Here is a 17,310-nt window from a genome sequence, read left to right as displayed (position 1 = left end):
CTAAATTTTTAGATCCAATAGCTGTTCTTGAGGCAAAAAAAGAGGAATGATTTTGTCTCTTACATGCAAAATAAGTCGCCCCACCCCTACAAGTTCCTCTTGTTTCTCCCTCAAAAACGACGCGACACTCTCGTAACTCACACCAAGCTCAAGTATCATTTCATCTTCTTTTTGACAAAAATAGATTCTTCCATTCATTTCCCCCAAATGTGGAAACATGGCATAAAAAACCAATCCATTTTTCTTGCGTCCAATTTGCATAAAGGTTTTCTTCTCTTGATGTTCCACCCAAAAACTCAAGATTTCCCTTTGCATCCCAAGCAGATAAAATCCCCATGCCAAAAACTCATCTCTTGTTTTTGCTAAAGCCATTTTATCCAATGCATACTCTTGCAACTCCCTCTTAGCTCCATGATCTTGCACCAATCTAGTCACCTCATCCCATGAAAGCTCCAATACTCCTTTGGGAATCTTTGGCTCTGGTTTGAGCGATGAGAGCATCAATCCCCCCACAGAAGAGTGTCGCATCAAAGCAAAATAGCGCTCTCCTACTTGCAAATTTTTGAGACTTTTTGTCTCTAAAACTTGATTTCCCACCATCAACAAATAATGATTAGGCTTTGTTTTTTTGAGAACCTCAATCAAAATAGGCAAGGTCGCATTAAAATGACTAAGACGCTGATGAGTGCTAGTCTGAAGTTTTTGGATCCCTAAGAGTTGCTCGATCATTTGGACACATCAGCAATCTTTTTGAGCACATCAAGAGCTAAGGTAAATTTATCACTCAAACCAAACTCATGCACCCCATCTTGCCCAATAAGCGAGATTGCATTCTTGGATGATCCAAATGGATTCTCTTCTCCAATGATATTGAGGCATACAAACTCACATCTTTTTTCTCTCAGCATTTTTTGTGCATATTGATATGCATTTTGAGAATCTTTTTCTGCCTTAAAGCCAATTTTTTTAATTCCCTCAAGTGATTTTAAGATGTCAATATTTTCCACAAACTCTACTTCTAAGCCATTTTCTTTCTTAAGTTTGCCTAGCATTTGCTCTTTGGGGATGAAGTCACTCAAGGCTGCGATTCCAAAGTAATAATCTCCCCAAGATTGATGTGCCAAGATTGCTTCCCAAAACTCCTGTGTTTTTTTAACTTGAATCTGTTTGATCTTGGAGGGCAATGTGATAGGCCAAGCTGAGCTCACAAAGCACACATTTGCACCAAGCAAATATAAAGCAAGAGTAAAATAACTTGCTTGCATCCCACTTGAATAATTGGTGATACAACGCACCTCATCAATCCCCTCAAAACTTCCCCCTCCACTCACAATAACATTTTGATCTCTCCAAAATGAGCATTGATTGATTGAGCGCATCGCGACAAAAGCAATCTCTTCGATCTCTTGCATAGCACCGATTCCATATACCCCACAGGCCAATACATCTTCTCTTGGCTCAACAATCCAACAACCCATTTCTTTGAGCTTAGAAATTGCTTCTTGGGATTGAGGAGAGAGAAACATTTGTGTATTAGCAGCAGGGGCGATGATGATTGGGGCAGAGCATGCTAGCATTGTGCTCAACAAAGTATTATCTGCCATTCCATAGGCAAATTTACTCAATGTATTCATCGTCGCTGGAGCCAATATGCAAACCTCAGCCCATGAGGCATAACTAATATGTGTCACACCCCTCCCCCAATCTTCACTCTCTTCAAAAAGCACAGGATTTTCACTTAAAGCCTCAAAAGTAAGAGGTGAGACAAATCTCAATGCCGCAGGCGTCATCGCAACCCTCACCTCAGCCCCCCTTTTTTTGAAAAAACGCACAAGTTCAAGGGATTTATAAATCGCAATCCCTCCACTCACACAGATAAGAATCCTTCTCCCTCTAAGCACGCTGTCCCCCAACCATCTCAAGCAATCTTTCATCACTTAACCATTCCGTATTTTGATCACTACTATATTCAAACCCACTCTCAACACGCCTCCCTCTTTCACTTAAGCGTGTTTGCGTATAATCAATGGGGGTTTGAAAACTAATGCTTGGCTCCAACAGAAAAAATCGATCAAATTCAAGTGCAAGATGAGAATCATCCTTGGGGATCATCACCTCATGAAGTTTTTCTCCTGGACGGATTCCGATGATTTTGATTGGGAGATTGGGAGCGAGTGCATGTGCTAGATCAATGATCTTCATACTTGGAATCTTGGGGATAAAAATCTCACCTCCATGCATCCTTTTTAAGCTTTGGATCACAAACTCCACACCTTCTTCAAGTGTGATCCAAAACCTACTCATCCTCTCATCAGTGATCGGTAGATATTCAGCCCCCTCACGCACAAGATTCTTAAAAAATGGCACAACACTCCCTCTTGATCCCACGACATTCCCATAGCGCACGACACAAAACCTACTCCTCTTGCTCCCTTTGATATTATTAGCACTCACAAACAACTTATCAGAACATAGTTTGGTGGCTCCATAGAGATTGATTGGACTTGTTGCCTTATCTGTGCTTAGAGCTAGAATATGCTCTACCCCACAAGCAAGCGCGCTATCAATGACATTGATCGCTCCATTGATATTGGTTTTGATACATTCGATTGGATTATATTCAGCGATTGGGACATGCTTGAGCGCTGCTGCATGGATACAGATATCAACACCCTCCATCGCACTCTTTAATCTTTGAGAATCTCTCACATCCCCGATAAAAAAACGCATTGTTTTTTTATCATTGATTTCTTTTTCCATCTCATATTGCTTGAGTTCATCACGACTATAAATGATTATCTTTCTAGGATGATAATCTCTCAAAATTCTTGACACAAAGGCTTTGCCAAAGCTCCCAGTCCCCCCAGTGATCAAAATGGTTTTTTCATCAAACATTACTTGTTCTCCTTGAAGTATCCCATATCAAACATTCGATTGACAATCTTAACCAAAATCGGACTTGCTGCACTACTCCCCCCGCCATGTTCGACCAAAATCGTGATGGCATATTTTGGATTTTTATAAGGCACAAAAGCCGTGATCCATCCATGAGATCTGTGAAAATACGCCATATCTTCTTCTTTGATTCTCTTTTTGATCTCTTGAGGGATTCCAACCACTTGAGCTGTACCTGTTTTGCATGCAAGCTTGACTTTGGAATCTTTGGTGTGACGATAGGCTGTCCCATTGGGAGAGTTGCAGACCTGATACATCCCAAGCGCAATGGCTGGAAGTTTGCTTTTTTGGACAGGAGTGAGGACATTTTGTCGCTCATATTCAATCTCCTCTCCATCTTTTTGCATCACAAAATGAGGAGTTGGCAGCATCCCACTTGCAAGCAGTGCTGTATAGCGGGCAATCTGAATAGGAGTTGTCAAAAAAGCTCCTTGACCGATTGAGATATTGATCGTATCTCCCACAAACCATTGCTGGCCATATTGTCTCATCTTCCATTCTGGCGTTGGCATAATCCCTCTAGATTCTCCAGGCAAATCAATCCCACTTTTTTCTCCAAATCCCATACTTTTAAGCGTTTGGGCTATATTTTCAACCCCCACCTTTTGAGAGAGGATATAAAAATACACATCCACACTTTCCTTGATTGCTTTGATCATATCTGATTTGCCATGTCCACCGATCTTCCAGTCCCTAAACTTCCTTCCTCCAAGCTCAACATAAGCAGGTGTATCAATCAAAGTTTTCTCATCAATCCCCGCATGCTCCAAAAAACTCAGTGCAATCCCCATCTTAATCACTGATCCTGGTGGATAAGTCCCTGTTGAAAATTTATTCACTAATGGTTTATAGGGATTTTCTAAGAGATTATTCCACTTCTGATAAGAGATCCCTCCTACAAAATCATTGAGATCATACTCAGGATAACTTCCTGCTGCGAGTATCTCACCATTAGAGACATCCATCACTACAACAGATCCATTTCGCCCCTTAAATTCTTCATCCAAAATTTCTTGCATCCTTAAATCCAGGCTGATTTGAAGATCTCCGCCATTTTTAAGTGGAGTTTCTGTGATGAAATCAACTTCTTTATTGAGGGCATTGACCTTGGTTGTTTTGCTTCCAAGCTCTCCTTGCAAAAAATCATTGTATTCCCTCTCTAATCCCAACTTCCCAACAATTTTTGTGTATTTAGAAACAATATTTCGCTGAATATCTCTAGCATTTGCAGATCCCGCATAGCCAATGATATGAGATGCCAAAGATGCGTAAGGATAGCGTCTCCTTGTATTGGGCTGGATTGTGATATTGGGATTTTGGATCAAATGGGCATAGATTTTTTGCATTTCATCATATTGAATAAAAGGAATCACAACAATTGGATCATGATTATAGGGAGAATATTGTGTGCGATACTCTTTCTCCAAATCCTCCAATGGAATTTGGGGGAAATAAATCCTCAAAAATTCAAGCTCTTTATAGAGAGTTTTTTGCGTCCTAAGCAAAGGATTGAGAGCTATTGAAAATCCCAATTCATTGGTTGCTAAAATTTCACCATTACGATCTAGAATCTGCCCGCGTGATGGAGATAGAATCTCAGTCTTTTCTGTATTGCGTTGTGCAATCTTTTCAAAATAAACATTGGATTTGATGCTCAAAAAATACATGCGCAAAATCAGCACAGAGCAAACAGCCAAACACATAAAAACAAAAATTTTAATTCTTAAATTCATGCAATAAAACCATTACCCCTTCACCAAGCATATACAAACCCAACAACATCAAAAGATCCCCAAAATCCACATAATCTGAAGCAAAAAACAAAGAATATAAGATTCCAAAACCGCAATACACCAAACACACATAAAAGATTTTCATATACACAGCTTTGGAGAAAAGATACATCAGCGGAAGATAAATCACAAAATAAAGAAATAAAAAATAAAAAAATAACCCCCCAAAACTCAGATTTTTATCAAGCTCCATCCAAAGCAGGCACAACAGCACCAAAAATAACTTTTGAAAATCACTCTCTTGAAGATAATGACAAAAAAACAAAAATAAGATTCCAAGCATTGGAGGAAGCACAACATAAATATCTGTGAAATAAATATAAATTGCAAAACACCCAAAGATTGCAAAAAATCTTATAAGCGTTTGAATAGTGCTATCTCGTTGCATTGTGGAAAATGTTTGCACTTAATACAATCTGTCCAGATTTTATGATTGGGAATCTCTGTTTTTTCGATCACTTCAAAGCCCAATTTTTTAAAAAAAGCTTCACGATAAGTCAGCACCAAAAACTCACAAATCCCTAGCATTTCGCCCTCTTGCAAAACACGCAATACAAGCTCTTTACCAATCCCTTGATTTTGATACTCCTCACTTACAATCAAACTACGCACCTCAGCAAGTTTTTGAGTGTAGATATAAAGCGCACAAAAACCAACAATCTTTTCCTCATCTCGTGCAATCACATAAGAGCGGATCGTATTGGCAATCTCATCTTGGCTTCTTGGCAAAATATTGCCTTTTTGCACTTCTGGCTCGACTAGAGCAAGCATTTGTGGAATATCACTCAAAGTGGGTTTTTCATATTTCAAATCATTGTCCTAAAGCTGAAGTAATCACCTGTTTGCGCAGAGAATCTAAGGGGGTTATTTTACCTTCATTTGGAGTTGTTGAAATGAGACATTTATGCTGGGCCAACAAAGAGCTTTTCTCCTGATTTTTCAGTTTGTCTGCTTTTGTAAAAATCTCCATAACCCTCTGATCTCCTCGACACAATTTCTGCAAAAACACACCCACCTCTTGATCAATTGGCAAATGAGGATGGCGGGAATCGATGAGATGGATAAAAAGCTTAAGGCTATGCCTATGCTGAAGAAATTCAAGTAGATTTTTCTCCCACATTTGTTTTTGATCTTTGGAGACTTTGGCATATCCAAAACCAGGAAGATCAACAATCCTAAAAGGGATCAATACCCCATCCATCTCATAAATAGCCTCAAAAAAATTGATCAAACGCGTTTTGCCAGGGGTAGATGAACTCTTGGCCAATCCTTTTTTGCCAAGAAAGAGATTAATAAAGCTTGATTTTCCCACATTGCTCCTTCCCAGACAAGCAATCTCAATATTTTGAGCTTGAGGGCATTGTGCAAGATTTGAAGCTGAGGCAAGAAATCTAGCATCTCTTATCACTTCTTTTTCTCCTCTTGTTTTTCTAATGTGAAAATAATCTTTGCAGGCTTTTTCTTGCCACCCACAACACTTGCCGCCCCACTCTTGCGATTGAGAACGATCTCTTCCCCCCTGATTGCATTTGGTTTTTTATCTTCTTGCACCCATGCTTTTCCAAGCAAGCGATACTCATCTTTGAGTGCATCATAGATAATCTTATCTCCTCCACCTCGCATCTTACGCCCATCATTTGTTCTGACAAAAAACTTCACTTCCCCAATCGCTTCATATTTGGAAGGGCGCCTATCCTTACCCATCTTGACAGTGACTTTTTTGGCATAAAGTATGTCTTGCTCTCTTTTGATGACCACATTTCCACTAATCACTGTTTGACTTTGATTGGAAATAATCTTATCTGCAGTGACTTCAAGCTTCTCTGAAGCATACAAAAACCCCGCAAGGATCATTAAGGTAATCAATCTTCTAGCCATATATTCCCCTTTGGAAATTGAGCTTCCATTCTCTGAGATATCCCCTCATATTTCAAATTCTCCCCCTCAAATTCTCCCTCTTTAGTCTGCATAAAAAATGCCCCATCGGTTTGAAAAATTCTTTGCTTGAGATAGAACACCCCCTTATTGGCCTTGAAACTCATTCCATCTGTATTGCTATAGTAAATTTCTCCATTAAAAATATAGCGATCATCACGCTTGATTCCATGAGCGACATAGAAGTTTTCTTCATCTCCCTGTGTTTTCAAAGCCCTAAGACCACCAATATCACGATTATAGTTCGTCAAATAAAAATCCCAAAATTCATCACGATTTTCAAATTGCATCCCGCGTCTGCCCACAATTTTGGTTTCAGGATAATTTCCAACTGCGCTAAAAAGCGTAAAATCCAGAACTTCTAGTGTAGCAATCTCTTCTTGATTGCGATTCTTTTTCTGTTCACCCTCTGGTGGTCGCACAATAAAAAGAATCGAAAACACCAAGATTCCTAGAAAAAAAAGATAAACCTTAATGGAAGAATTCAAACCAACACTCTCCCTGCCCCTCTTGCTCCAAAATCATCTCAATCATCTCTCTCACGGCACCCTCTCCTCCTTTGGCATTTAAAATGTATTTCACATGTTTTTTGAGAAGTGCTGATCCATCTTTGGGCATAAAACTCAAAGCACTGTGTGCAAACATAGCCAAATCATTTAAATCATCTCCAATGCTTGCAATTTCTCTAGCCGTGATTTGAAGCTCTCCTTGCAATCTCTGCAAAACCTCGCCCTTATCTTTAATCCCCATAAAAACAAAATCGATTCCAAGCTCTCTAGCCCTCAGCTCAACAACAGAAGAAGTTCTCCCTGTGATAATTGCACTCTTTCGTCCTAGCTTCTTCCATATATTCAGACCCAAACCATCTTTGATATTAAATGCCTTTAGCTCTTCTCCACTATCTGAGTAATAGACCTTTCCATCTGTCAAAGTCCCATCCACATCCAATGCAAGCAATTTGATCATTCTCTTATAATTATCCCTCGTCTAATATTTGGATGCCTCAATAGAAAATCATTGGCTTCCTCTTCGCTTCTAAATCCCTCAATCATCACACGATAAATATCTCCATCTTCAAGTTCTTGCACTTGAATGATTGTTTTGTAATTTTTGAGCTGGTCAAATTTCTGCTTCAATTCCTCTGCTCCCTCTTGACGCCTAAAAGCCCCGATCTGAAGTGCAAATATCCCACCATCAACACTCTCCTCTGTCGCACCAATTTCAAATTCTTTTTTGAGCTCTTTAGTCATCTCTTGAGGCTTGCTCATTTTTGCTCCAATCACTCCCTTAAATCCAATCACCTCAACAACAACACGCGCCGTTCCCTTTTGGACCATATCGATCTCATGAGCTGCAGCATTGGAGAGATCGATGATGCGTCCATCCACAAAGGGACCACGATCATTGATTCGCACAATAGTTGTTTTTCCATTTTCTTTGTTATGGACTCTCACTACTGTATTCATTGGCAAAATCTTACTTGCTGCTGTATGAGCATGCATATTATAAATCTCGCCATTAGAAGTCTTCTTGGCGTGAAAATCTGGACCATACCAGCTTGCAATCCCATCAAATCGTTCTCCCAAACTCACTCTCTGAGGATAATACCACTTTCCATCGATTTTATAAGGACGCATTGTGGCTCGCTGTATCGCCTTAGATTCGCGCATCCCCCTCACATCTACATTTCCCCCACCTTGCTCTACAAAATCACCACTCTCATTGTAGGCTGGATCCAGAGGGGTTCCCTTGCGATAAAGCTCAAGATCTTCATAATCACTAAACCCTCCAATTCCTCCACGATAGACGCTATTGCTTGAGCAACTTATCAAAACAAGAGCAATCCCAAGAGTCAAAAAATATGAGAATCTCATCGATTTTGAGCAATTCTCTTTTTATAGTTTTCTTTGAGGATAGGAATAATGAGTGATTGCTTGATGGCTAAATGATCATTCTTGAGTTCATTGATCGTCTGAAGCTCTTGGACGCTCGTCTTATATTTTTTGGCGATACTATAGAAAGTCTCCCCCTTTTTGACACGATGCAAAACATACATTGTGTTTTGATTTTTGGTAGGCTGAAAATTTTGCTTAAAAGCAGATAGTTTATTGTAGGGGACATAGACTGTGTATTTACCCTTGCCTGGGGGAAGGAAGTTGTATCTAAAATGCTTGTTGTATTTCTTGAGTTCTTCTAGTGAGAGATTGATGGATTGAGCAATTTCAAGCAAGGGTGTGCCAGCATCAACCTCTACACCCGTAATCGTGCTACTTGCACCACGATTGAGAAAATATTCTTTATTTTCATTTTTCAAAACATCCGCATTATTAAATGCCAAACTCATCCCCAAAATCATCCGAATATAATATCGCGTCTCTTTTGGAAGATAGGCTTTGTGCGGATCGATCAAGGTTTGAATATCTTTCGTCCCTGCCTTTTTGATCGCTTTTTGCAATCGACCAATCCCACAATTATATGCCATCGCGGCTAGATACCACTCCCCTGTCACATTTTTAAGATATTTGAGATAGCGAATCGCTGCCTTGGTGCTCTTGATGGGATCGCGTCGTTCATCAATATAGTCATTGATCTGCAATCCAAGCTCTTTGGCAGTCTTTGGCATAAGCTGCCAGATTCCACTTGCTTTTTTGGGACTATAGGCACGCATTGAAAATTCTGATTCTGCCATTGCAAGGAATAAAAACTCTTGAGGGATCCCAGCCTCAGCCATCATCAATCGCAATGTGGGAATCACCTCATATCCTTGATCAAATTTTTGGACAAAATACTCCCATCTTGCTTGCACACTTCTCTCATAAGTCATATTGGCTTGATTGAGAGCAGGAAGAAAACTCACATCCAAATCAAAAGAATTCAAAATCCCCTCACTAGAGCGCACCTGAGGCATCTTGAAATCAACCTGCCCCCCATACCCCATCACTTCAGACAACAGCAAACACCCAACACCACAAGAAATCAATAATTTTTTCAAACTCAAATCCTACAACTTTATAACCTAAGTCAAAACGCCAATCCGCACTTGAAAAATAAATCCGCCATTTTACAAAAATAAATTAAAGAGTTTTTGAGTATTTTGTCTGCATAGCTCTCTAATATCTTGCACAGAAAGATTTAGAATCTCTGCCATTTTTTCTACAATCAAGGGAATATATTTGGGCTCATTTCTCTCTCCCCTAAAAGGATGTGGGGTGAGATAAGGTGCATCAGTTTCTAGCAATAAACGCTCTTTAGGAATCAAGGGCAATACCTCCACCAATCTCTTAGCATTTTTAAATGTCAAAACTCCACCAATCCCATAATAAAAACGATCACTAAAATCAAGCAGGATTCTATCGGCATTAAAGCAATGAAAAACCCCTCTAGCCCTCGGATAAGCCCTCAAGATCTCAGCCATATCTCCACTCGCATCTCTCACATGAAGAATCAAAGGTTTATTGAGAGAAATTGCAAGTTCAATTTGAGCGATCAAGCACTCTTTTTGTCTCTGCTTATATTGCTCCACATCTTCTAGTGGCAATCGAAAATAATCCAAACCACACTCGCCTATTGCGACACATTTAGGATGATTTTGATTTGATTCAATGCTTTTTAAATCAAAAGTGTCAAGATGATAGGGATGCACCCCACTTGCAAAAAAGATTTTTTCATATCGATTGACAATCTCTATAGCTCTTGGAGCATCAGCAAGATCCGCTCCAGGAATAATGACGCTATCTACCCCAGCCTCCCTTGCTGCATTTAAGACATTTTCTAAATCTTGTTGAAAAACTTCGCTATCTAAGTGGCAGTGAGAATCAATCATTTCTTTTCCTCTAATACTTTCAAATATACTTTCAAAAATGAAGCGCAATTCTACATAGAAAAGGAAAATTATGTTTAGCGGACTTGTGCGAGAAATCGCCCCAATCAAAGATTTTAAAGAAAATAAACTCTATATTCAAAGCCCTCTTCGACCAAAAATTGGAGATAGCATCGCAGTCAATGGAGCTTGTCTGACTGTGATTGAAAACAAAAACGATGGCTTCATCCTAGAGCTCACACATCACACACAAGAAAAAATTGCCACAGAAAATCTCCAATACCAAGCCCATATCGAACCAGCACTTCAGATGAGTGATCGTTTTGATGGGCATTTTGTCCAAGGACATATCGATGCGATTGGAGAAATCACACAGATCAAACATCACCACAATCAAAGCGATTTTCTCATCCAAGTCCCCTCTCACATCACTCATCTTTTGATTCCCAAAGGATCCATCACAATTGATGGAATTAGTCTAACAATTTCAGAATGCACCCACAATCTCCTCTCTCTCACACTGATCCCACACACTTTGAAGCAAACCTTATTTCACACATACAAAGTCGGCAGAAGAGTCAATATCGAGACAGATATGATTGTGCGAAGCATTGCACATATTCTTTCTTGCAAGAAACAAAACCAATGGGATCAATTTGATCAAATCACCTTAGGCTACTAGAAGAAAAAGTATGAAAAAAGCTGTCGCCCTTGCATATAAGGCCTATCAAGATCATGCACCCAAAGTGATCGCATCAGGTAAAGGCGAGATCGCCAATGCCATCATCCAAAAAGCAATCCAATGGGATATCCCCCTCTTTCAAAACAAAGAACTTGTGGATTCTATGATCGATCTCAATCTCGACCAAGAAGTTCCCTCCGAGCTCTATCATGCGCTAGCCGAAGTTTTTATCTGGCTTCACAAATGCGAACAAGACGCACAGCTTAGCCAATGATACTCCCTCATCCCCCCATTTTCTTCCTATCATCGATTGCACAACACTCTAAAAGAGCAATCTGTGCAATGAGATCTTGCATGTGTTTTATCAAAACTCTCTTCTTGTAAGACTTCACAAACAAGACTAGCGACTTTTTCCTCTCCCTTTTGCACATCCACTTGTGTGTAGTTTCCATTTTTGAGTGGCATCAAATAAGTCTCAATAGATGCATAAGGAAAAAGATCTTGAACATAGTGAGCATAAATTGCTCCTTGGATCACATCACTGCTTGCATGATCTGTAAATTTGTAGTCAATCACTCTAATCACATCCCCCACACGATCAATCCGATCAATTCTCCCATTCCACTTCACTCCATGCCACTCTAGATCAAATGAATGCTCCAAATACAAAATCTCATCTGGAGGACAATTCATCTCGCAAGACCAAAACTTCTGCATTTTGCGCACAGCAAGATCTAGCTCCATTCCAAATCTCATACTCTCACTCTCTTCTTTCCAAGCAAACATCTTTTGCTCAAAGAGTTTGCGTGCTTCTTGGATTGAAGAAGTATCTCTATAGGATTCATAAAGTAATTGATGAATCTTCTGTCCCAAGAAAACTTCTCGTTTTTTTTCTTCCTTGAGTTTTCTCAAATACAAAAAATAAAATTTTCGTCTGCATTCTTGAAATGCTCTCAATGAAGTCGATGAGAAGACAAAATCCTTCCCAACTTTTGCGCAAATCTTATCTTCTACATATTCTCTCTTTTGAGCGGGAGCAAAAAGTGTGAAGCGATTATCTTCAATCTTATGTGGAATCTTGGCTTCTTTGAGGAAAGATGAAAGCCCAAGACGCAAATAGGTTAGCTCGATTTTTTGTGCATTTTTAAAAAGCTCAAGATAATAGTGTTTTTGAAGATTTTGCTTATCTCTCAGTGTTGGCATCCCAAGATTTTGACGCATCTGAGTGTTTAAAAACATATCTTGAAAAGAAAGAGAGGGGATATTATCCTCATTAAAATCCACAACAATCACTCTCTCAAATCTAACTCCTCGCGTCTCAAGCACACCAATCACTTTGACTTTCCCCCCACTATGATCATCTTCTCTGAGTTTCTTGAGCTCATAGAATAAGAGTTCAAGGATTTCTTGAATCTCCAAAGATTGCACAAATGCAAGATTTCTCTCAAACATCGCTGCAATCTCTAGCATTTTTTCCTTGCTTTTCTCCTGAATTGATAATTTGAGAATCTCAGATCTTATCTGATCAAATAGCGCTGCTCCATCCAAATGTCTGCAATGATCAAAGATCTGATCAAGCTGCTTTTTCAAGCCATCATTTTGTTTGCCCATCGCATAGTTGAAATTCCTTCCCCTATCGCTTGCAAATAAAAATTTTGCAAAATCTTCTTTGGGCAATACAATCGCGATTTTATCTGGATCTACTCCTTCTTTGAGCCACTCTTGCACTCTCTGGATCACCACACTGCATTCATCAATCCTCAAATCACATGCACTCACCCCTACTTCCCCTTCTAGATTCCAAGGTTTTGAGCTCAAAATCTCACCACTAGATAAAGAGATAGTGTATTGATGATTGATGCTGAGAGCTGGAGAGAGATGAGCAAAATAAGGGAGGTTAAACTCATCGATATGAAGGTCTAGAGAGAGTGGGATTTTTTGAGCGATTTGATTGAGTATTTCCCATTCAAAGCGAGATAAAAATCCATCAATAAAGCACCGAATCTCTCCAAAAGTCTCAAGATAATCCCAAAATAAATCATATTTCCAAGGAAAATCATAGAGATCAAGTTCATCTAATTTGGATCGATATGCACAATAAATCTTCTCAAGCACCCTCAAATGATCTTGATACTCACCATAAATATCTCCCAAAGAGATTTCCTCAAGCTCCACCTGACTTCCAAACATCTCACTAAAAAGTGCTAAAAGAAATGGAGAAGTCTCCAAAAAACCCAAAAAGTTATATTCAAAAAACAAAAACTGCTTCTCTTGATCATCAAATTCAAACTCTTTAAGTACTTCTGCAAGCAGAATTTTTTGCAAAATAAGCGGTGCTTTTGTTTTGTTTGGGACGATGAGGGATTGGGAGAAAAACTCCTCAAGGGTCAGAGATGGAGGGAGGAATCCCTCTTGAGCAAATGCAAAACTCTCTAGTGAACGCGAACTAGAGAAGACAAAAAGTGTTTCTTTCAAAGCTTTTGAACAACCTCAAGCAAATGATCAAGACTGATTCCAAAATGCCCAAACAACTCATCTCCCTTTCCAGATGCACCAAATCCCTGCATCCCGATCACTTCTTTGGCATAGCGATACCACTCTACTCCTCTTGATGCCTCAATCGCAATCGTTTTTTCTCGATCTCCAAGAATGCTATTTTTGTAGGCTTCATCTTGTTGCTCAAAGAGTTCCATACATGGCATACTTACGACTCTCACGGATTTTCCTTGATTTTTTAGCACTTCTGCTCCCTTGAGTGCTAGATTGACCTCTGATCCTGTTGCTACAAGGATCACATCAGGATTTTGATCTTCTAAGATCACATACGCCCCATGGCTTACCATGTCTTTCGTCACTTGATGAGATAAAACCTCAAGATTCTGACGGCTGAGTACAAAGGCACTTGGAGAGTTAAGCTCTAGGGCAACTTGAGCACAAGCGACATTTTCATTGGCATCTGCTGGACGAAAGACATAAAGATTGGGCATTGCCCTGAAGTGGGAGAGCTGCTCAATAGGCTGATGTGTCGCTCCATCTTCACCCACACCGATACTATCATGCGTCCAAACATACCACACACGACTATTCATAATGCTTGCTACCCTCACACTTGGAGCCATATAATCACTGAAGACAAAAAATGTCGCACAATAAGGCAAAAACAGTCCATAGTTTGCAATCCCATTGCAAATCGCACCCATCGCATGCTCTCTCACACCAAAGTGCAAATTACGCCCAAGTGGAAAATCTGCCTCATTTTTGAGGAGAGTATTGTTTGAGGGGCCAAGATCAGCACTCCCACCAATCAACCCCCCATAGCTTTGAGCAATCGCATTTAAAATCTCTCCATTACTCACTCTTGTGGCAATCTTTGCTCCACTCTCAAATGTCGGAAACTGCACTTTTGAAAAATCAGGTGAATACAGCTCTTCAATCTTTGCCCTCACCTCTTGAGAAAGAGAATCTCTCCATCGCTCACATTCCACCATCCCTGAAGCGATACTTGCCTCAAAAGCACTCTTGATCTCAGGGCTAATCACAAAAGATTGATTCTCATCAAATCCCATCGATTTTTTGCTCGCTCTCAAAACCTCCTCACCCAAGGGTGCGCCATGAGTTTTGTGACTTCCCTCCATACTAGAGGCATTTTTCCCAATCACTGTATGAGCAATGATCAAAGAAGGCTTAGAGGAATCTTTGGCTTGAGTCAGAACTAGATCAATGCTTTCAAAATCATGACCATCACACTCAAACACATCAAATCCTTGAGCTACAAATCTAGCTCTTATATCCTCACTAAGAGCGATCTTGGTCTCTCCCTCAATTGTGATCTTATTGCTATCATAAATGAGAATCAAATTTGAGAGCTGATGATGACCAGCAAGTGAGCAAGCCTCATAGCTAATCCCCTCTTCCAAATCCCCATCCCCACACAAACAATACACCAAATGAGAGATCACATCCTCTCCCAAGATTCCTTGAGCATATTTGCTTGCCATAGCAAATCCCACAGCATTAGCTACTCCCTGTCCCAATGGCCCTGTCGTGATCTCTACCCCATGAGTATGACCAAACTCAGGATGTCCAGGGGTTTTACTCCCAAGTTGGCGGAAATTTTTCAAATCCTCCAAACTCACATCAAATCCCCACAAATGAAGCAAGGCATACACAAGGGCTGAGCAATGCCCTCCACTAAAGATCAAGCGATCGCGATTGAGCCAAGCGGAATCTTTGGGATTGATTTTGAGATGATGAGATAATACAACGGCTACATCTGATAGACCCATCGGTGCTCCAGGATGCCCACTATTGGCACGCTGAACCATATCAGCGCATAAAATCTTGAGTGTATCTGACATTATTTGTTTTTGCATAACTTCTCCTTTTTAGGCTTGAGATTCTACATTTTTCTTATTTAAAACCACATTTTTCTTTTGATGAATCCCCTCACAAATCCGCATCCCAAACAATACAATCAACCATGAAACATAAATCCAAAGCATCACAAAAAGCACAAAAGAAACAGAGCCATAGATCGTCTTATAAGAATGATTGAAAGCAACATAATAGACAAAGATCCATTTGGCGATATTCCAGCTCAATGAGGTGAGCAAAGAGGTAAAAACAAGGGCTTGGAGATCAAGCTTTTTGTTGGCTGAGATTTTAAAAAGCACCAAAAACACAAACCAACCTCCCAAAATAGGCATCAATTGCACAAACAAAGGACCCAAACTCCAATATCCCCAAAGACTTTTTAGCTCAAAAACAAAATAAAAAGAGATTCCCAAAAAAAGCGGAAATAGCGAGACAAGCATCCAATACATACTTAGTGAATCAAAAAATGCTCTAGGCGAACTCCTAAAGACTTTGGAAGTAATGTATTCATAGTTTCGAAAAAACAAAATCGAAGTAAAGAGAATATAAACAAAGCCCACAATCCCCATCTTGGAGCTATGCACAAGCAAAGGATCTAAAAATCGTGCAACGACCTCAGAGTGTGTGGGCAGCACATTGGAGAGCAAAAAATCTTTGATCTCCAAAAATGTATTTTGAAAATCAGGTAAAAGCAAGAGGATAGAGAGCACAATCAAAAGCAAAGGAATCAGAGCAAAAATCGTATAAAAACTCAATGAAGATGCATAGACAAATAACTCATCTTCATGAGTGAGAAAGTTATACAGAGATTTGATTCTTTGACAAACACGATAAGAGTTCATTTGCACTCTTGAGCCAAGCCAAGCCCTTCTCGCTTCAAAAGAGCTAGACTTGCTTGGATATCCATAATCTGCAAATCGTATTTTTGAAGCATTTCAAGATCTTTTTTGGGGGTTTCTCCAAGTGTCGTGAGATAATTTCCCAAAACAATGGCACTGATTCCATACTCAAACATTTTTTTCTGATCTTCTCCAAACACCCTCTCTCTTCCTCCAGCAATCATCAATCTAGCATTGGGCAGATATTCTTTGGCCAAAAGAATGCATTCCAATGCCTCTTCTTTACTCATCACTTCACGCTTGAGAGGGAGTGAGGGGTGAGGGATGAAAAAATTGATGGGTACAGAATGAGGAGAGAGAGAACGCAAGGCTTTCAAAAGCTCGATTCTATGTTCCCACTCCTCCCCTAGTCCAAAAATCCCACCACTACACAGCCCAAGTCCAGCCTTCAATGCATTCTCACAAGTCTCAAATCTCTCTTCCCAAGTATGCGTGCGACAAATGGATCCAAAAAAACTTTGAGCACTTTCAAGATTGTGATTGTAAGTATCGATTCCGTGGGCTTTGAGATGTTTTAGAGAATCTTCACTTGCTCTCCCACAACATGCAATGAGATGGATATCGCTCACCTCTTTTTTGATCTCTTGAGCCAAAGAGGCGATATAGTCACATTTCTTATCATCAAGCCCCCTCCCAGAGGTCACTAGGCAAAATCCCACCATTCCATATTTTTTGAGTTCTTTGGCTTCATTGATCACTTCTTTGGGATCTTTGTATTTATATCGTGGGACATTGGTCTCATAATGTGCGCTCTGTGTGCAATAAGAACAATCCTCACTACACCCTCCACTGCTGACATTGCTGATCGAGCATAGAAAAACCTCTCGTTTCATTTCAACTCCTTTTATGAAA

At 39.9% G+C, this 17,310-nt stretch carries 19 protein-coding genes; 2 read left to right on the top strand and 17 right to left on the bottom strand.

Annotation, left to right across the window (positions count from 1 at the left end; all coding sequences use genetic code 11):
• The 13 genes from T391_RS0105480 to T391_RS0105420 form a co-directional block, all read right to left on the bottom strand.
• The gene (locus T391_RS0105480) at nucleotides 1-729 is read right to left on the bottom strand and encodes a hypothetical protein (RefSeq protein WP_027327481.1); all 729 of its coding nucleotides are present in this window, start codon (nucleotides 727-729) and stop codon (nucleotides 1-3) included.
• The gene (gene coaBC, locus T391_RS0105475) at nucleotides 726-1,934 is read right to left on the bottom strand and encodes a bifunctional phosphopantothenoylcysteine decarboxylase/phosphopantothenate--cysteine ligase CoaBC (RefSeq protein ID WP_051420633.1); all 1,209 of its coding nucleotides are present in this window, start codon (nucleotides 1,932-1,934) and stop codon (nucleotides 726-728) included. The genes T391_RS0105480 and coaBC overlap by 4 nt, the downstream gene beginning before the upstream one ends.
• A complete protein-coding gene (pseB, locus tag T391_RS0105470; protein ID WP_027327479.1) occupies nucleotides 1,894-2,895 on the bottom strand; it encodes a UDP-N-acetylglucosamine 4,6-dehydratase (inverting) in 1,002 nt (333 codons plus the stop codon). Before pseB ends, coaBC begins: the two co-directional genes overlap by 41 nt.
• Nucleotides 2,895-4,688, bottom strand: a complete 1,794-nt coding sequence (gene mrdA, locus T391_RS0105465; protein WP_027327478.1) for a penicillin-binding protein 2 — start codon at nucleotides 4,686-4,688, stop codon at nucleotides 2,895-2,897. The genes pseB and mrdA overlap by 1 nt, the downstream gene beginning before the upstream one ends.
• Nucleotides 4,672-5,136: a hypothetical protein gene (locus tag T391_RS0105460; protein ID WP_027327477.1), complete on the bottom strand. Its 465-nt coding sequence runs from the start codon at nucleotides 5,134-5,136 to the stop codon at nucleotides 4,672-4,674. Before T391_RS0105460 ends, mrdA begins: the two co-directional genes overlap by 17 nt.
• A complete protein-coding gene (locus T391_RS0105455; protein WP_051420696.1) occupies nucleotides 5,103-5,519 on the bottom strand; it encodes an N-acetyltransferase in 417 nt (138 codons plus the stop codon). The genes T391_RS0105460 and T391_RS0105455 overlap by 34 nt, the downstream gene beginning before the upstream one ends.
• Before the next feature lie 40 nt (nucleotides 5,520-5,559).
• A complete protein-coding gene (gene yihA, locus T391_RS0105450) occupies nucleotides 5,560-6,156 on the bottom strand; it encodes a ribosome biogenesis GTP-binding protein YihA/YsxC (RefSeq protein WP_027327475.1) in 597 nt (198 codons plus the stop codon).
• On the bottom strand, nucleotides 6,153-6,626 hold the full coding sequence (gene lptA, locus T391_RS0105445) for a lipopolysaccharide transport periplasmic protein LptA (RefSeq protein WP_034584181.1): 474 nt from the start codon (nucleotides 6,624-6,626) through the stop codon (nucleotides 6,153-6,155). Before lptA ends, yihA begins: the two co-directional genes overlap by 4 nt.
• On the bottom strand, nucleotides 6,611-7,126 hold the full coding sequence (locus T391_RS0105440) for a hypothetical protein (protein ID WP_156923065.1): 516 nt from the start codon (nucleotides 7,124-7,126) through the stop codon (nucleotides 6,611-6,613). Before T391_RS0105440 ends, lptA begins: the two co-directional genes overlap by 16 nt.
• A 28-nt stretch (nucleotides 7,127-7,154) precedes the next feature.
• The gene (locus T391_RS0105435) at nucleotides 7,155-7,649 is read right to left on the bottom strand and encodes a KdsC family phosphatase (RefSeq protein ID WP_027327472.1); all 495 of its coding nucleotides are present in this window, start codon (nucleotides 7,647-7,649) and stop codon (nucleotides 7,155-7,157) included.
• Nucleotides 7,646-8,557, bottom strand: a complete 912-nt coding sequence (locus tag T391_RS0105430) for a septal ring lytic transglycosylase RlpA family protein (protein ID WP_027327471.1) — start codon at nucleotides 8,555-8,557, stop codon at nucleotides 7,646-7,648. Before T391_RS0105430 ends, T391_RS0105435 begins: the two co-directional genes overlap by 4 nt.
• Nucleotides 8,554-9,675: a lytic transglycosylase domain-containing protein gene (locus T391_RS0105425; protein WP_233709537.1), complete on the bottom strand. Its 1,122-nt coding sequence runs from the start codon at nucleotides 9,673-9,675 to the stop codon at nucleotides 8,554-8,556. Before T391_RS0105425 ends, T391_RS0105430 begins: the two co-directional genes overlap by 4 nt.
• 69 nt (nucleotides 9,676-9,744) lie before the next feature.
• The gene (locus T391_RS0105420) at nucleotides 9,745-10,506 is read right to left on the bottom strand and encodes a TatD family hydrolase (protein ID WP_034583965.1); all 762 of its coding nucleotides are present in this window, start codon (nucleotides 10,504-10,506) and stop codon (nucleotides 9,745-9,747) included.
• 70 nt (nucleotides 10,507-10,576) lie between these two features.
• On the opposite strand from T391_RS0105420, the gene ribE reads away from it, so the two are divergent.
• Together ribE and T391_RS0105410 are read left to right on the top strand one after the other, a co-directional pair.
• Nucleotides 10,577-11,185, top strand: a complete 609-nt coding sequence (gene ribE / locus T391_RS0105415) for a riboflavin synthase (protein ID WP_027327468.1) — start codon at nucleotides 10,577-10,579, stop codon at nucleotides 11,183-11,185.
• Nucleotides 11,186-11,195: 10 nt separating this feature from the next.
• Complete coding sequence (locus T391_RS0105410; RefSeq protein WP_027327467.1) at nucleotides 11,196-11,459, top strand: EscU/YscU/HrcU family type III secretion system export apparatus switch protein; 264 nt, start codon at nucleotides 11,196-11,198, stop codon at nucleotides 11,457-11,459.
• Nucleotides 11,460-11,488: 29 nt separating this feature from the next.
• Here the strand turns inward: T391_RS0105410 and T391_RS0105405 are convergent, their stop codons facing one another.
• Genes T391_RS0105405 through T391_RS08135 form a run of 4 tightly spaced genes read right to left on the bottom strand, consistent with a single transcriptional unit; the run spans nucleotide 11,489 to nucleotide 17,291 of the window.
• A complete protein-coding gene (locus T391_RS0105405) occupies nucleotides 11,489-13,660 on the bottom strand; it encodes a PD-(D/E)XK nuclease family protein (RefSeq protein ID WP_027327466.1) in 2,172 nt (723 codons plus the stop codon).
• A complete protein-coding gene (gene tkt, locus T391_RS0105400; RefSeq protein WP_027327465.1) occupies nucleotides 13,657-15,558 on the bottom strand; it encodes a transketolase in 1,902 nt (633 codons plus the stop codon). Before tkt ends, T391_RS0105405 begins: the two co-directional genes overlap by 4 nt.
• Before the next feature lie 12 nt (nucleotides 15,559-15,570).
• A complete protein-coding gene (locus tag T391_RS08140; protein WP_034583963.1) occupies nucleotides 15,571-16,401 on the bottom strand; it encodes a YihY family inner membrane protein in 831 nt (276 codons plus the stop codon).
• Nucleotides 16,398-17,291, bottom strand: coding sequence for a biotin synthase (locus tag T391_RS08135; RefSeq protein WP_051420632.1), 894 nt, complete (start codon nucleotides 17,289-17,291; stop codon nucleotides 16,398-16,400). Before T391_RS08135 ends, T391_RS08140 begins: the two co-directional genes overlap by 4 nt.
• Between the last annotated feature and the right edge of the window lie 19 nt (nucleotides 17,292-17,310).

The sequence above is a fragment of the Helicobacter pametensis ATCC 51478 genome (genome assembly GCF_000518225.1).
GTDB lineage: Bacteria > Campylobacterota > Campylobacteria > Campylobacterales > Helicobacteraceae > Helicobacter_G > Helicobacter_G pametensis.
This window is presented reverse-complemented; position numbering and strand designations above follow the sequence as displayed.

Bases quoted from the DNA above. Each gene is read 5' to 3' on its own strand.
- T391_RS0105480 (WP_027327481.1), bottom strand. From the start codon at position 729: ATGATCGAGCAACTCTTAGGGATCCAAAAACTTCAGACTAGCACTCAT.
- coaBC (WP_051420633.1), bottom strand. From the start codon at position 1,934: ATGAAAGATTGCTTGAGATGGTTGGGGGACAGCGTGCTTAGAGGGAGA.
- pseB (WP_027327479.1), bottom strand. From the start codon at position 2,895: ATGTTTGATGAAAAAACCATTTTGATCACTGGGGGGACTGGGAGCTTT.
- mrdA (WP_027327478.1), bottom strand. From the start codon at position 4,688: ATGAATTTAAGAATTAAAATTTTTGTTTTTATGTGTTTGGCTGTTTGC.
- T391_RS0105460 (WP_027327477.1), bottom strand. From the start codon at position 5,136: ATGCAACGAGATAGCACTATTCAAACGCTTATAAGATTTTTTGCAATC.
- T391_RS0105455 (WP_051420696.1), bottom strand. From the start codon at position 5,519: ATGCTTGCTCTAGTCGAGCCAGAAGTGCAAAAAGGCAATATTTTGCCA.
- lptA (WP_034584181.1), bottom strand. From the start codon at position 6,626: ATGGCTAGAAGATTGATTACCTTAATGATCCTTGCGGGGTTTTTGTAT.
- T391_RS0105435 (WP_027327472.1), bottom strand. From the start codon at position 7,649: ATGATCAAATTGCTTGCATTGGATGTGGATGGGACTTTGACAGATGGA.
- T391_RS0105430 (WP_027327471.1), bottom strand. From the start codon at position 8,557: ATGAGATTCTCATATTTTTTGACTCTTGGGATTGCTCTTGTTTTGATA.
- T391_RS0105420 (WP_034583965.1), bottom strand. From the start codon at position 10,506: ATGATTGATTCTCACTGCCACTTAGATAGCGAAGTTTTTCAACAAGAT.
- ribE (WP_027327468.1), top strand. From the start codon at position 10,577: ATGTTTAGCGGACTTGTGCGAGAAATCGCCCCAATCAAAGATTTTAAA.
- T391_RS0105410 (WP_027327467.1), top strand. From the start codon at position 11,196: ATGAAAAAAGCTGTCGCCCTTGCATATAAGGCCTATCAAGATCATGCA.
- tkt (WP_027327465.1), bottom strand. From the start codon at position 15,558: ATGCAAAAACAAATAATGTCAGATACACTCAAGATTTTATGCGCTGAT.
- T391_RS08140 (WP_034583963.1), bottom strand. From the start codon at position 16,401: ATGAACTCTTATCGTGTTTGTCAAAGAATCAAATCTCTGTATAACTTT.
- T391_RS08135 (WP_051420632.1), bottom strand. From the start codon at position 17,291: ATGAAACGAGAGGTTTTTCTATGCTCGATCAGCAATGTCAGCAGTGGA.